The sequence below is a fragment of the Haladaptatus marinus genome (genome assembly GCF_051194195.1).
In genome coordinates, this window is record NZ_JBLZNK010000005.1 from 419,978 (window position 1) to 432,307 (window position 12,330).

General features: G+C 59.5%; 13 protein-coding genes. 9 read left to right on the forward strand and 4 right to left on the reverse strand.

Translation table 11 applies throughout. From position 1 onward, the window contains the following. Window positions 1–22: 22 nt before the first annotated feature. Window positions 23–241, reverse strand: coding sequence for a DUF8028 family protein (locus ACN2TU_RS19365; protein ID WP_435157640.1), 219 nt, complete (start codon window positions 239–241; stop codon window positions 23–25). 345 nt (window positions 242–586) lie between these two features. On the opposite strand from ACN2TU_RS19365, the gene ACN2TU_RS19370 reads away from it, so the two are divergent. The 6 genes from ACN2TU_RS19370 to ACN2TU_RS19395 all read left to right on the forward strand — a co-directional run bounded on the left by ACN2TU_RS19370 (window position 587) and on the right by ACN2TU_RS19395 (window position 6,481). Continuing rightward, window positions 587–898 (forward strand): HalOD1 output domain-containing protein, encoded by a 312-nt coding sequence (locus ACN2TU_RS19370; protein ID WP_435157641.1) that lies wholly within the window; start codon window positions 587–589, stop codon window positions 896–898. A 175-nt stretch (window positions 899–1,073) separates the two neighbouring features. Beyond that, window positions 1,074–2,168: a tyrosine-type recombinase/integrase gene (locus tag ACN2TU_RS19375; protein ID WP_435157642.1), complete on the forward strand. Its 1,095-nt coding sequence runs from the start codon at window positions 1,074–1,076 to the stop codon at window positions 2,166–2,168. Window positions 2,169–2,220: 52 nt separating this feature from the next. Further along, window positions 2,221–2,526, forward strand: a complete 306-nt coding sequence (locus ACN2TU_RS19380; RefSeq protein WP_435157644.1) for a DUF7344 domain-containing protein — start codon at window positions 2,221–2,223, stop codon at window positions 2,524–2,526. A 104-nt stretch (window positions 2,527–2,630) separates the two neighbouring features. After that, the gene (locus tag ACN2TU_RS19385; RefSeq protein WP_435157645.1) at window positions 2,631–3,971 is read left to right on the forward strand and encodes a hypothetical protein; all 1,341 of its coding nucleotides are present in this window, start codon (window positions 2,631–2,633) and stop codon (window positions 3,969–3,971) included. Between the two features lie 77 nt (window positions 3,972–4,048). Beyond that, window positions 4,049–5,317 carry a DUF7405 family protein gene (locus ACN2TU_RS19390; RefSeq protein ID WP_435157647.1) on the forward strand — a complete coding sequence of 423 codons (1,269 nt, stop codon included), beginning with the start codon at window positions 4,049–4,051 and terminating at the stop codon, window positions 5,315–5,317. 102 nt (window positions 5,318–5,419) lie between these two features. Continuing rightward, window positions 5,420–6,481 (forward strand): DUF7350 domain-containing protein, encoded by a 1,062-nt coding sequence (locus ACN2TU_RS19395; protein WP_435157649.1) that lies wholly within the window; start codon window positions 5,420–5,422, stop codon window positions 6,479–6,481. Between the two features lie 19 nt (window positions 6,482–6,500). Here ACN2TU_RS19395 and ACN2TU_RS19400 read toward each other — a convergent pair whose 3' ends face one another. From ACN2TU_RS19400 to ACN2TU_RS19410, 3 genes are all read right to left on the reverse strand, one after another. Further along, complete coding sequence (locus tag ACN2TU_RS19400; RefSeq protein WP_435157651.1) at window positions 6,501–7,787, reverse strand: hypothetical protein; 1,287 nt, start codon at window positions 7,785–7,787, stop codon at window positions 6,501–6,503. An 87-nt stretch (window positions 7,788–7,874) separates the two neighbouring features. Further along, window positions 7,875–8,864 carry a transcription initiation factor IIB gene (locus ACN2TU_RS19405; protein ID WP_435157653.1) on the reverse strand — a complete coding sequence of 330 codons (990 nt, stop codon included), beginning with the start codon at window positions 8,862–8,864 and terminating at the stop codon, window positions 7,875–7,877. Window positions 8,865–9,277: 413 nt separating this feature from the next. Then, window positions 9,278–9,901 carry a phosphoribosyltransferase gene (locus ACN2TU_RS19410; protein WP_435157655.1) on the reverse strand — a complete coding sequence of 208 codons (624 nt, stop codon included), beginning with the start codon at window positions 9,899–9,901 and terminating at the stop codon, window positions 9,278–9,280. A 138-nt stretch (window positions 9,902–10,039) separates the two neighbouring features. On the opposite strand from ACN2TU_RS19410, the gene ACN2TU_RS19415 reads away from it, so the two are divergent. From ACN2TU_RS19415 to ACN2TU_RS19425, 3 genes are read left to right on the forward strand one after another with little or no spacing between them, the layout of a single operon-like run. Further along, window positions 10,040–10,654 (forward strand): ATP-binding response regulator, encoded by a 615-nt coding sequence (locus ACN2TU_RS19415; RefSeq protein WP_435157657.1) that lies wholly within the window; start codon window positions 10,040–10,042, stop codon window positions 10,652–10,654. After that, complete coding sequence (locus ACN2TU_RS19420; protein WP_435157658.1) at window positions 10,651–11,253, forward strand: hypothetical protein; 603 nt, start codon at window positions 10,651–10,653, stop codon at window positions 11,251–11,253. The genes ACN2TU_RS19415 and ACN2TU_RS19420 overlap by 4 nt, the downstream gene beginning before the upstream one ends. 37 nt (window positions 11,254–11,290) lie before the next feature. Continuing rightward, a complete protein-coding gene (locus ACN2TU_RS19425; RefSeq protein ID WP_435157661.1) occupies window positions 11,291–12,319 on the forward strand; it encodes a zinc-dependent alcohol dehydrogenase in 1,029 nt (342 codons plus the stop codon). Window positions 12,320–12,330 lie beyond the last annotated feature (11 nt).

Here is a 12,330-nt window from a genome sequence, read left to right on the forward strand (position 1 = left end):
CCGGTGTCATCTGCAGTTGCTTCTATACTTGCTCCTGTCTGTGGTTTCGCCCCAGGAAGAGTGTCACCACATGGAAAATGAGCAATCCGACGAACAGCGGAAGAACCTTCGCTCCCAGTCCCTCGAAAATCAGCGGTACGTAGAACAACGGGAGCGTAACTGAGAGCCAGAAGCTGATGATCTGAATCGGAGCAGCAACGAACTGATGGCTGAATGATGTAATGATATCGACCAATGCCATAATAAATCCCGTAATATACGATATGAATACCATTGACCGGATAATCCGAACTAACTGGCTATTAATCGGCCGTCGGACTCCCTGATTCGAACGCAAAACACAGTCCGCGATATCGAAATCAACTGCGAGAACAACGTTGTATATGATGACAGTTCGGCGGATAAAACGCCGAAATCGCACGACTGCGCCACGTAAGACAAACCCCGAAAACGCGGCGGTTCTCCCTGCTTGCTGTTTTTCGTTCGAGCGTATGACTTGTACCCATCTTTCGTCTGACAGGGCTTTATGATTTTTCAGGTACTATGTATGACGTACACGAGTCACATGCATTCGAAGGTGTCCCCAATGAGCAAGTCAAACACATCCCGGTCGGCAGCGACCCCAGCAACGTACCACACGACCCATGACTGGAAGAATACGGAATCGATCAGCACGACGGTGATGACGGCGATTGCGGAAGCGATGGATGAAGACCCGCGGGAAATCGGCCCGCTCTACGACCAATTCGACCCCGACGCGTTGGACGGCCTGTTCTCGCCGCAACCAGGCGGCCGACCGCGAAAGGGAAGCCACGTCGGCTTCACGTTCGAGGGCTATCACATCCTCGTGCAGAGCGACGGACTCATCGCCATTCATCCACCCGACGAAGGGACGTAGATTTTTATCCCTCCCGGCCCCACGGAACGACAGATGCGATGATTCAGCTACCAATACGGCGGTGCTCTGACTGCGGTTACCTCGGCCCAGTCGGGCGGTTTGTCGGTGAGGAACGGGAACTAACGTGTCCTCGGTGCGGCAACGAGCTCGCCGGGACGTTCGACCCACGGTTGGCATGACCGGAACGGCACTCGCCAATGCGATAGCGGAGTATCTTTCCAGCATCGAGGCGGGGAACTACCGTGAAAACGCCGATTCCGCACTTCAACAGTGGGCGGAGTGGCTCGCGCGAGAGCGAGACGTCTCCCACCTCGACGACGTGGCGGTTATCGACTGCCGACGGTACGCTCGCCATCTCAAACGGCGAGTTCGTGCGGACGAACTGAAATCATCGACGGCCCACACCTACTACGCATACGTTCGGGCGTTTCTCGGGTTCTGTGAGGCGGACGAACTCATCTCGAAAAACCCTGCCGCAGTCTCGCGGGCGCAGGCCGAACTACCGGAGAACACCGCCGACGCCGATCGCCAATTCTGGTCACAGCGCGACCGGAAATCGATTCTCGCGTTCATGGACAAACGCGTCGAACGGGCGCTGGACGGAGACGGTGTTTCGCGCGAACGCGCTTACCGCGACCGAGCGCTCGTCCGCCTGCTCGCACTCTCAGGTGTCCGGGGCGCGGAAGTGTTCCGTTCCCCCGCCGACGACAAACGCCCCGGTGCCGCGTGGAAGGACGTGGATATCGATGGCGGTTCGATTCGCGTATTCGGCAAATCGCGAGAGTACGAATACGCCCAGCTCCCTCGCAAGGCTGCAGACGCGTTGGAGCGCTATCACCGGGTTTTCGACCCGCCAACACCACGATTTCCGGTGTTTCCGACCGACCACGCGCCGTCGAAATTCCGCGCGGTTCGCGAACAGTTGGAAGGGGAGTACACGGGGAACCGAATCGAGAGCATCCTCGATGAAAACGACATCGACGACGTGGTACGCGAGTACGAAATCGTCATCCCGGCGATTTCCACCCGCGGCGCGCGTAACCTGATGAAACGCCTCTGTGCGGAGGCTGGATTGGATATCGACGGCGAGTATCTGAAACCGCACGGGGCGCGACGTGGACTCGGCCACCAGTTGTACAGCGAGGGTCACGCGGAACTGGCCCAATCCGCCCTCCGACACGCCTCGATTGCAACGACGCACGAAAGCTATTCGAATATCCGGGCGAGCGAGACGGCGGAGCGAGTGGATGACGTGCTGGACGAATCCTGACCCTAACAGTGTAGGGAATCCGGATTTGTAATCCCCATCGCTAACGAAGCGTATGAGCCAATGCGAATTACACAGCGAGTCAGCCCGACTCGATGCTGTGTTCGATATGTTATCGAACGATTACCGACGAGAAATCCTGTTCGGACTGATGGAAGGTGACCTGCACGTATCCGACATCTCACGGCAACTCCAAACGACCACCGAGTCTGAGCGTGAGCGAATAGAACTGGCGTTGTACGGCATCCATTTGCCAAAGCTCGACCGGTTCGACTTCATCGAATGGAGCGAGAATTCCGACAACGTTCGACGGGGAGAGCGGTTCGAGGAGATTCGACCGGTTCTCGAACGAGTGTACTGACGCGGTATCTGTGACGAAGGCGAACTGCGGAACCGACTCCCAAACTACGGCGAGTCGAATCCGAGACCAACAGCCACTTTTCCTCGCACCACCGAGTCTCTGCCATGCGACTTCGTCGGACGCCCCTTCTTGCCCTCGTCTCGCTGTCGCTTTTCGCGGGCGTCGCAACGGCCCACGGCGTGACGACGAGGTTCGACGCGCCGATTCCACTCCCACTCTTGTTCGGCGGTGCCGGGGTTACTGTCGCGCTTACGGCCGTCTTTCTCACTGCGACGGTCGAGCACACACCGACCGGAACGCGACGGTTCTCACTCGTCACTCCGGACGTTGGCACGGCACTCCCCCGCATAGCGCGCGTGGCGTTTCTCGCCCTGTTCCTGTTCATCCTCGCGACCGGTGCAATCGGCCCGACGAACGCGAGGGACAATCCGGCGACGCTGTTCACGTGGTCGGTCTGGCTGAAGGGGGTCGGTTTGCTCGCGGTTCTATTCGGCAGTCCGTGGCGAACGCTTGCGCCGTGGCGGACGATTTACGACGGCGTCTCGAAAGTAGAGGGCGACGAACTGGTAATGTTCGATTATCCGAACTCGCTCGGCGATTGGCCCGCACTTGTCGGTTTTCTCGCGCTCGTTGGAATCGCGGAAAACCTAACGCAAATTCCGAACTCGCCGCGCCTGACCGCCATCCTTCTCGCGGGCTACACCCTCTTCATGCTGGTCGGCGGGGTTCTGTTCGGAAAAACGTGGTTCGAACGCGCCGACCCGCTCGCGGTGCTCTACCGCCTTTTCGGTCGGGTCGCACCGTTCAAACTCGAAGGAAGTGGAATCGACCTCCGCCCGCCGTGGCGGGGGTGTCTCCACCCCGTGCGCTCGCTTGCACTTTCCGCGTTCGTCGTGGCCAGCGTCTACACCGTCAGCTTCGACGGGTTTACCGAGACGCCGGAGTATCAAGCAATCCTGTTCTCCGCGCGGGACGCGACGGGACTCGGGTCGGTCGTCTCACTGCCGCTCTATCTTGCGGGATTTCTCGGGTTTCTACTCGTCTTCGCGCTCGTTGCAGTGCTCACGCGACGGATCGCGGGAAGCGAAAGCGGCGGTGAATCGTGGCAGCGGATGGCCCGTGCGTTCGCGCCAACCGTCGTACCCATCGCGGTTGCCTACGAAGTGGCGCACAACTATCCCTTCGTGCTTCAGCAGGCCTCACGCCTGTTGGCGGTGCTCGGCGGGCCGGAAGTCGAACTGCTCGGATGGCTCTCGCTTCCGGCGTTCTGGGCGTCACAGGTTCTGTTCATCGTCGTGGGGCACCTCGTCGCTGTCATCGCCGCTCATTACGTCGCCCTGGAGCGTACGAATCGCGTCGGATGGGCACACCTTCCCCTGACCGCGCTGATGGTTGGCTACACCATCCTCTCGCTGTGGATTATTTCCCGCCCGGTTGCGACCTGAACGGTGGTGGATTCGACGCCCAGTTTTCGACGGACGTACCAGAACCCCTTTTCTGGCGTGGTCGCTAGTCATACACAATGAGCGACTCGACTCGCGGAATTCCCCGACGAGAGTTCATGAAGGCTGCCGTCGCCATCGGCGGGTCGGCGGCCTTGTCGGCCTGTCTCGACCGGGGTGGCATGCCCGACGTAGAGCAGGGGCCGGACGATCTGTCCAGCCTTCCGAAGCGCCAGCACGCATGGAATCAATTTTTGAAAACGGACGACCACGGCAACGACGTCGCCCCGCGCCATCAGGTACTTCTCTTTCTGAACTACGCCGGAGCGACCGATGCGACGCCCAGCCAATCCGAGCGAAAAACCGTCGAGTCGGCGTTCCAGAGTCTCGAACGCGCCTACGAGCGAAGTCATGAGGGACTGCTCTTTTCGGTGGGGTACTCCCCGTCGTACTTCGCACGGTTCGGTGCCACCGACGTTCTGCCGAAGCCCAAAGCCCTCGCGTCGTTCGAAGACCCGAAATTGGACGAACAGGACGCCGTCGTCCACCTCGCCAGCGACCACGGGGAACTCGTGATCGCGGCCGAGGAAGCACTGCTCGGCAACCGCGACCAATTGAACGGGGTAGACGTGGCGGGGGTGTCCGACGTGTTCGAGAAAGCCGACCGCCGAACCGGATTCGTCGGCGACGGCCTCCCCGCCGACCATCAGGACGTGAACGGGATTCCTGACTCGAATCCCGTACCGGAGGAGTCACCGCTCTACATGGGATTCAAATCCGGGTTCAAGAAGAATCAGGCCAGCGAGGACAGCGTGACGATTCAGGACGGGCCGTTCGCTGGCGGTACCACCCAACACGTCTCCAATATCAGTCTGCATCTCGACCAGTGGTACGAACAGGATAGCCGCGACCAGCGCGTCGCCAAGATGTTCTGTCCGGTTCACGCGGAAGAGGGTCGCGTCGAGGGCGCGGGCGACAACCTCGGCGATTCGAGCGAGATGGGCGACGACTGCATCGGAGAAGTCGAATCACACGCCAGAAAACGGGGGATGGTTGGCCACTCCCAGAAATCCGCCGGGGCGCGGAAAAACGACTCGCCGGTCATTCTCCGCCGGGATTTCGATTCGACGGACGGCGGTGAGGCTGGACTCCACTTCGTCGCGGTTCAGCGCACTATCGCGGATTTCGAGGCCACCAGAGAAGCGATGAATGGAGAGAACCTCGCCGGAAACTCCTCCGTCGGTCAGCGCGTCAATAATGGTATTCTCCAATACATGACCGTGGAACGTCGGGCGAACTTCTTGGTACCACCGCGCTCGCTTCGCTCGCTTCCGAATCCGAACCGCTGAGAAGAACCATCCGTTCGAGGCGAACGAACCCGCTTCCCGCAGACTCCCTTTTCGACGGGTGTACCAGAACCCCTTTTCCCGACGGGTTATAAAATCCAGTCAATGAACCGACGGAGGTTTTTGCAGACTACCGGTCTCGCCAGCACGGCCGCGCTTGCCGGGTGTGCCGGACTGTTCGAAACGAAATCGATCCCCCGCGAACCGCCGATGGTCGAGGACCGACCGGATGCGGTGTACTATCCGACACACACCGAAGGGATGGCGATGGCGGGGATGGCAAAGCAGGGTCGGTGGCGACTCGGACTGATGTACTCGTTCCCGCACCGCTTCTGGCTAATGGGTGGCGGCACGTCGAAACAACAGGAGAAAGTGACCGTGCAAGAGGGCGACGATGTCCACCTGATGGCCACCGTTTGGGACGCCGAGACGATGACGGTTCTCCCCGCCGGAGACGTTCGCATCGAACTCTCGAAAGGCGATTGGAGCGAAACCCGGCCGATGTGGCCGATGCTCTCCCAGAACATGGGGTTCCACTTCGGCGACAACATGGGACTCGACGGTGACGGAAAATACAAAGCAGAAGTCCAAGTCGGCGGCGTCAATATCCGCCGGACTGGTGCACTCTCGGGGCAGTTCGACTCCGCAGAAACGCTCACCACGGAGTTCGAATTTAGCCAGCAAAAGCTGGAAGAGTTGCCGTTCGAGCGACTGGACAAAAAGAAGGGGTCGCAAGGCTCGGTGCCGCCGATGGAGATGGAGATGATGCCGATGAGCCACGTTCCGCCGAAATCCGACCTTCCGGGACAGTTCCTCGGCGAGCAGATGAGTGGCGACGCGGAATTCCTTGTGACTTCGGGGGAAGATACTGATTTCGCAAAGGACACCTATCTCCTCGTCTCGCCGCGGACGCCGTACGACAATCGCTATCCAATTCCGATGATGTCGCTCTCGGCAACGCTGAATCGGGGCGGCGAAACCGTGTTCGACGGCGCGCTGACACCAACGGTCGACCCCGACATCGGCTACCATTACGGCGCGAACGTAAAGAGCGTCGAATCGGGGGACGAACTCACGGTTTCCGTTGATTCGGTGCCGCAGGTCTCCCGCCACGAAGGCTACGAAACGGCGTTCCTGAAGATGTCGAACATGCAGTTTTCGGTGTGACCGAAACGGCCGCGTCGAGCTAGAGGCTGAAAAACAACGGCCACACCAGCACACTTACCCACAGGACGAGCCCTGTTTTTACCAGCAGATTCCACCGTCCGTCGGTCTCCTGCCGCGCGCCGCCGACCGCGAGCAGGCCGACGATGCCGAGAAGGGTGAGTCGGTGAAGGACGACCATAATCGGGAGCACCGTGACGCCGATGCTCCGATAGTCGAGCAGAAATCCGAGCCCCAGACCGAGGAGTGCGATACCGAACCAGTCGAGCGACTGGTCACCCTCGGGAAGAACGACGGCGGCTAACGGAAGACCGATGACGAGGACGAGATAGCCGACACCAGCGATGGCCTTCACCGGCACGGTCGGAGCGGTGGTCTCGACGACGATACTCGCGCGGCGAACGACCAGCGGCAAACTGAGGAGGAAGACGCCGAGAAGGATACCCCGTTGGGTCGTCTCCGACGACAGCCACGAGACGAGATCGCGAACGGACGACTGTATCGACTCTCCGACGCCGACCGACCCGAGGAGCAATGCGGCCCACAGCAGCGTCACTGGATACAGATCGCTCGTTGGGCGCAGATCGACGACCGAAACCCATCCGTCGGTGTCGGAGATACCCCCGTTCGCGAAGCGTTTGCGTGAGATCTCATCGACGTACCATTTTCCGTAAAACTGACTGTCGAGGTAGTACTGGGCCGACGCGAGCGACCCAACCGAGTGTCGCAGTCGGAACCAGTCCCAATGTTCGTGGTGCGCTTGAATTGCGGTCCACGTTTCGTTACCCTTGCCACCTTCGTACAATCGGAGATGGTAGCGCGACCCGAAGTAGGTGCCGTCGTGTAGTTGGGACGACTCCGTAACCCATCCGCCGCGTGAGTCGGGTGCCTGAACGTAGGTGTATCGTACCGCACCCGTCGTATTGTCCCATTGAACCGTCTCTTCGTCCGCGTCCGTCGGTCCATCCTCGCCGCCGAGTCCTTGCCACTCCTGACTGTCGTTTCGCCACTCCGCATCCCGTCGATTCCGTAAGTGGCTCACCACTCGGGAGGAGTGGTCGCGAACCACGACGTTGATAGGTAACGTCAACGAGTCGAACGATTTCCCCCGACTCGTGAAGGGCCATAGTTTCGCTTCGCTGTCCGGGTTCGGTGAGACGATTCGCACGTCCTTCGCACGACTCGGTTCGCCATCGTCCGGTACGTTCGACGTGAGAACCCCGGGTTGAGCGACGAAGAGACTCGCGAGTACGAGAAACACGAAAATCAAGGCGATGTACCGACGAATCCCGATTCGTGACTCGGGCATCTGTAATCAACTGGTACAGAGTCGGGTAAAATGAGTGTAGTGGCCGATGTTGAACGAAAACAACAAATCGACCGCGGTTACCGCAAATTAGGCGACGGCACGGCGGTCTTCTTCCGATTCGAGCAGTTCCTGGTAGCGGTTGCGAATCGTGACTTCGCTCACGCTGGCGACTTCGCTCACTTCGGATTGGGTTACCTTCTCGTTGGTGAGCAGGGAACCGGCGTACACCGCCGCGGCGGCGAGTCCGACCGGACTCTTGCCGCTGTGGACGCCCTGCTTTTTGGCTGTTTCAAGCAAGTCGTGCGCCCTGCGCTCGGATTCGTCGCTGATGTCGAGATCGGAGGCGAATCGCGTCACGTAGCTCTGTGGGTCGGCGGGTTGGATTTCGAGACCGAGTTCACGCACGATGTAGCGGTAGGTACGTTTGAACTCCATCTCCTCGATTCGGCTGACGCTCGCGACCTCGTCCAGACTGCGTGGAACGCCGGACTGTCGCGCCGCCGCGTACAGCGAGGCGGTTGCGACGCCCTCGATGGAGCGTCCCGGAAGGAGGTCTTCGTCGAGTGCGCGTCGGTAGATGACGCTCGCCGTTTCGCGGACGTTCTTCGGCAGACCGAGGGCGCTTGCCATCCGGTCGATTTCGCCGAGAGCCTGTTTGAGGTTACGCTCCTTGCTGTCGCGCGTTCGGAATCGCTCGTTCCAGGTTCGCAGACGCTGCATCTTCTCGCGCTGGCGGGCACCGAGGGTGTTGCCGTAGGCATCCTTGTTCTGCCAGCCGATGTTGGTCGAGAGTCCCTTGTCGTGCATCATCTTCGTCGTCGGGGCACCGACACGGGATTTCTCGTCCTTCTCTTTGGCGTCGAAGGCGCGCCACTCCGGACCGCGGTCGACGTTGTCCTCGTCGACGACAAGACCACACTCGGCACAGACGGTTTCACCGTGTCCCGAATCGGTGATGAGATTCCCACCACATTCGGGGCAGACGTCTTCCTGCTCCTGTTCCTCCTCGCTCTCGCGTTCTTGTTCGTGGGTCGCTACGCCAGACTCATCGTAGCGTTGGATTCTGGTTGATGTCATGATTATACGTTGGCGGAGGCTCCCGGTAGGGAAAACCTGAAAAAATCCCGGAAGCTTACTTCCTAACCAACAGTTAGGACGAAAAGTACTTAAGTGTTTCGGAATATGGTGTGGTATTCACTGTACCGTATTCCCAGTTAATGAAGCCTGTATCCCGAGTTAATCGCAGTTTACACGGTCAATATTCTGCGAAACGTGAGTCGGAACGGACAAAACCGTTTCGGTCACTCGTCCGGTGGTTGTCCACATCGGCTTCCAGGTTGCTGTCAATTACGTTGCCGCCGAAATGACAAAACGAGAGCATACGGTATGTGTTCACACGACGCGTGTTATCACGGTCGAACACGCCCACACTCGTTGTTCTCATTCGCCCTGTTATTGCTCTCATGCTCCGTTTATCCGTTCACATGTGCTTATTCACGCAGATACGTCCGTGCAACTTCGTCGGGAACTTGCTCGAACAGTCGATAAAATTGGCCGACCGAGCTAAAATGCGGCGGTGCTTCGATGGAGAGAACCTCGTCAGCCTCCCGGTATAATCGTTCGAGAGAACTAGGTGAGCCGACCGGAACCGCGAGGAGGACGTGGCTCGCTCCTGCGTTTTTTACCTGCCGAAGACAGGCGATGGTCGTCGCACCGGTCGCAACGCCGTCATCGACGACGAGGACTCGTTTGCCGTCGATATCGGGTATCGGCGCATCACCGCGGTATTGTGTCGCTTTCACACGAGCCTCCTCGGATTTGCGTTCGCGCTCCCGCTCGACGTAGACATCGTCTACCCCGATTCGCTCGATGAGCGCATCGTTCAACCAGACGCTCCCGTCGGCACCTACGGCACCGATTGCGAGTTCCGGATTGTTCGGGGCACCCAGTTTCTTTGCGACCACCACGTCCAACGGAACCGAAAGCGCATCGGCGACCGGCCGTCCAATCGGTAATCCGCCGCGTGGAATCGCCAGTACGATATCCGCTGTCACTCCCTCACGTCGAACGAGTTCTGCGAGTTGGTTTCCTGCGTCCGTTCTATCCTGGAACATGAGTTCCCACCCGTTCGAACTAACGCGAGAACCGCGGATAAAGATACACGCCGACCGGGTGGTTCTCGCCAGAGAGTACCCTCCCCCATTCATAAGAATTATGGTAGTATGGCGAGTCTATCGAGAAAACTGAGCAGCATGAGCGACACGTCCTCAATCGTCGTCCTTCATGTGGACAACGACCCCAGCTTGCTCGACCTCACAGCGACATTTCTCGAACGAGAGTCGGAAATACTGGATCTCCGTGCCGCTTCGTCCGGAGCGGACGCCCTCTCCATCCGCCGTGAAACAGAAATCGACTGTATCGTCAGCGATTACGAGATGCCCGAAATGGACGGCCTCGAACTCCTCGACGCGGTTCGAACGGAGTATTCGGAGCTCCTGTTCATCCTGTTTACCAGCGCCAGAATCGAAGCCGTCCGAAACACGGAACACACGACCGGAACTGCGACGATGCGAACCGCAACGACCGAAACCACACGAGCCACCGCGAACCCACGAACGACGAAAGCACCCCCCTCGGATGCACTCGTCGGAGGATTCTACGTCGAGAACGACGATCCGTGGATTCTCGAGTCGTCCCGTGAGATGGTGTTCGAAACGGGCTACTCCACCGCCGAAACCGGCACCGGCATCGGATTAATCATCGTTAAGCAAATCGCCGATGCGCACGAATGGGACGTTTCGCTCGATGAGGCAGAGGGCGTGGGCACACGATTCGAGTTCTTCGGGGTCGAACTGGCAACGGAATGACCCGCGTTTCACAAGAGCACGTCATCAAACGGTGGCTCGAACTGGAATGTCGAAAGCCCGAAGTTCCGTCCGTGGACGTGGATTCACTCACGGAGCGCGAGGCACTCGATGCACTCCTAAACGCAAAACCGGGTGCCGCCTCGTTCATCTGGCGCGAGGCACCGATCGAATGGCAAAAACTAACGCTCTCTCGACACTCCTTCGAGCGACTTCGAGTCGTCGCTGGGCCGGGACAACTTTCGTGGCGAGCGCTCTCTCCGGACGAAACGATTCGCGGAGCGGCGAATCGAATCGTCGCCTGCGCCAGCGAGGACGTGGACGGCCTGACGGCGGAAACGGGGGTTGATATCGAACGAGTGCTGTCGTTCTCAAACCGGCTTCCCGATGGCCCACTCGTGTTGGTAGACCATCCGGACTGTCGGCCCCCTCGCGTCGCGGACGGTAACTATCGGGCGACGGCACGAGCGTTGAACCTCATCGAAACAGACGTTTACACACCGGTTCGGGCGTATCTCGGCGTTCCAACACGGTCCACACTGAAACCGCTCCGAAATCGGTTGTGTGAACTCGTTCGGCGACGGTGTCGCCGAACGTGGTAGCCGAAAAGAATTTCTTCAAATCCGTCGCATAGCATACGTGCCATCCGCACAAACGGTCTACTTCACGGGAGCGCGCGAACTCGACGTTCGCGCTGAGGCGGTTTCCGAACCGGAACCGAACGAGGTGCTCGTTCGCGCCGAGGTGTCGGCAATCAGTCCAGGTACCGAACTCCTCGTGTACCGTGGAGAAGCACCCAAGGAGTTGGCGGCCGATGCGACGATCGATGCGCTGTCGGGAACGCTCGACTTCCCGCTCAAATACGGCTACGCAACCGCTGGAACCGTCACTGCGATCGGTGAAAACGTTTCTGACGACTGGATGGGTGAATCTGTGTTCGCGTTTTACCCGCACGCGAGCCACTTCCTTGCGTCGACGACCGACCTCATCCGGATTCCGGACGGTGTTGCGTCCGCGGACGCCGTCTTCCTTCCGACCGTCGAAACGGCGGTGAACTTCGCCCTCGATGGTGCACCGCGGATCGGCGAGCAAGTAGTCGTTTTCGGGCAGGGCCTCGTCGGATTGCTGACGACCGGCTTGCTCGCGGACTACCCCCTCGCCGACTTGGTGACGCTCGACTGCTATTCCGAGCGGCGTGAACATTCGAGAGAGATGGGGGCAGATTGCTGTCTCGACGCAACGCACGATACGCGCGAGGCAATCGAGGCCGCACTCTCGCGTGCAGAAACGCCCTCGGGTGCGGATTTGACCTACGAACTTTCCGGTAATCCCTCGGCACTGGACGATGCGGTGGCGGTGACGGGCTACGACGGACGAGTGCTGGTCGGGTCGTGGTACGGCGAAAAGCGCGCTGAATTGAACCTGGGTGGGTCGTTTCACCGGAGTCGAATCGACATCGAGAGCACGCAGGTGAGCACGCTCGCCCCGGAACTTCGAGGGAGATGGGATTCCGATCGTCGCCTCGACGTTGCCTGGCGACGATTGGCGGCCCTCGACGTCGCTCGGCTCGTCACGCATCGGATTTCCATCGGAGAAGCCCACGACGCATATCGACTGCTGGACGAACACCCGAATGAGGCGGTGGCCGTCCTGTTGACCTATGACTGACACGATCGAAC

Bases quoted from the DNA above. Each gene is read 5' to 3' on its own strand.
- ACN2TU_RS19365 (WP_435157640.1), bottom strand. From the start codon at position 241: ATGGCATTGGTCGATATCATTACATCATTCAGCCATCAGTTCGTTGCT.
- ACN2TU_RS19370 (WP_435157641.1), top strand. From the start codon at position 587: ATGAGCAAGTCAAACACATCCCGGTCGGCAGCGACCCCAGCAACGTAC.
- ACN2TU_RS19375 (WP_435157642.1), top strand. From the start codon at position 1,074: ATGACCGGAACGGCACTCGCCAATGCGATAGCGGAGTATCTTTCCAGC.
- ACN2TU_RS19380 (WP_435157644.1), top strand. From the start codon at position 2,221: ATGAGCCAATGCGAATTACACAGCGAGTCAGCCCGACTCGATGCTGTG.
- ACN2TU_RS19385 (WP_435157645.1), top strand. From the start codon at position 2,631: ATGCGACTTCGTCGGACGCCCCTTCTTGCCCTCGTCTCGCTGTCGCTT.
- ACN2TU_RS19390 (WP_435157647.1), top strand. From the start codon at position 4,049: ATGAGCGACTCGACTCGCGGAATTCCCCGACGAGAGTTCATGAAGGCT.
- ACN2TU_RS19395 (WP_435157649.1), top strand. From the start codon at position 5,420: ATGAACCGACGGAGGTTTTTGCAGACTACCGGTCTCGCCAGCACGGCC.
- ACN2TU_RS19400 (WP_435157651.1), bottom strand. From the start codon at position 7,787: ATGCCCGAGTCACGAATCGGGATTCGTCGGTACATCGCCTTGATTTTC.
- ACN2TU_RS19405 (WP_435157653.1), bottom strand. From the start codon at position 8,864: ATGACATCAACCAGAATCCAACGCTACGATGAGTCTGGCGTAGCGACC.
- ACN2TU_RS19410 (WP_435157655.1), bottom strand. From the start codon at position 9,901: ATGTTCCAGGATAGAACGGACGCAGGAAACCAACTCGCAGAACTCGTT.
- ACN2TU_RS19415 (WP_435157657.1), top strand. From the start codon at position 10,040: ATGAGCGACACGTCCTCAATCGTCGTCCTTCATGTGGACAACGACCCC.
- ACN2TU_RS19420 (WP_435157658.1), top strand. From the start codon at position 10,651: ATGACCCGCGTTTCACAAGAGCACGTCATCAAACGGTGGCTCGAACTG.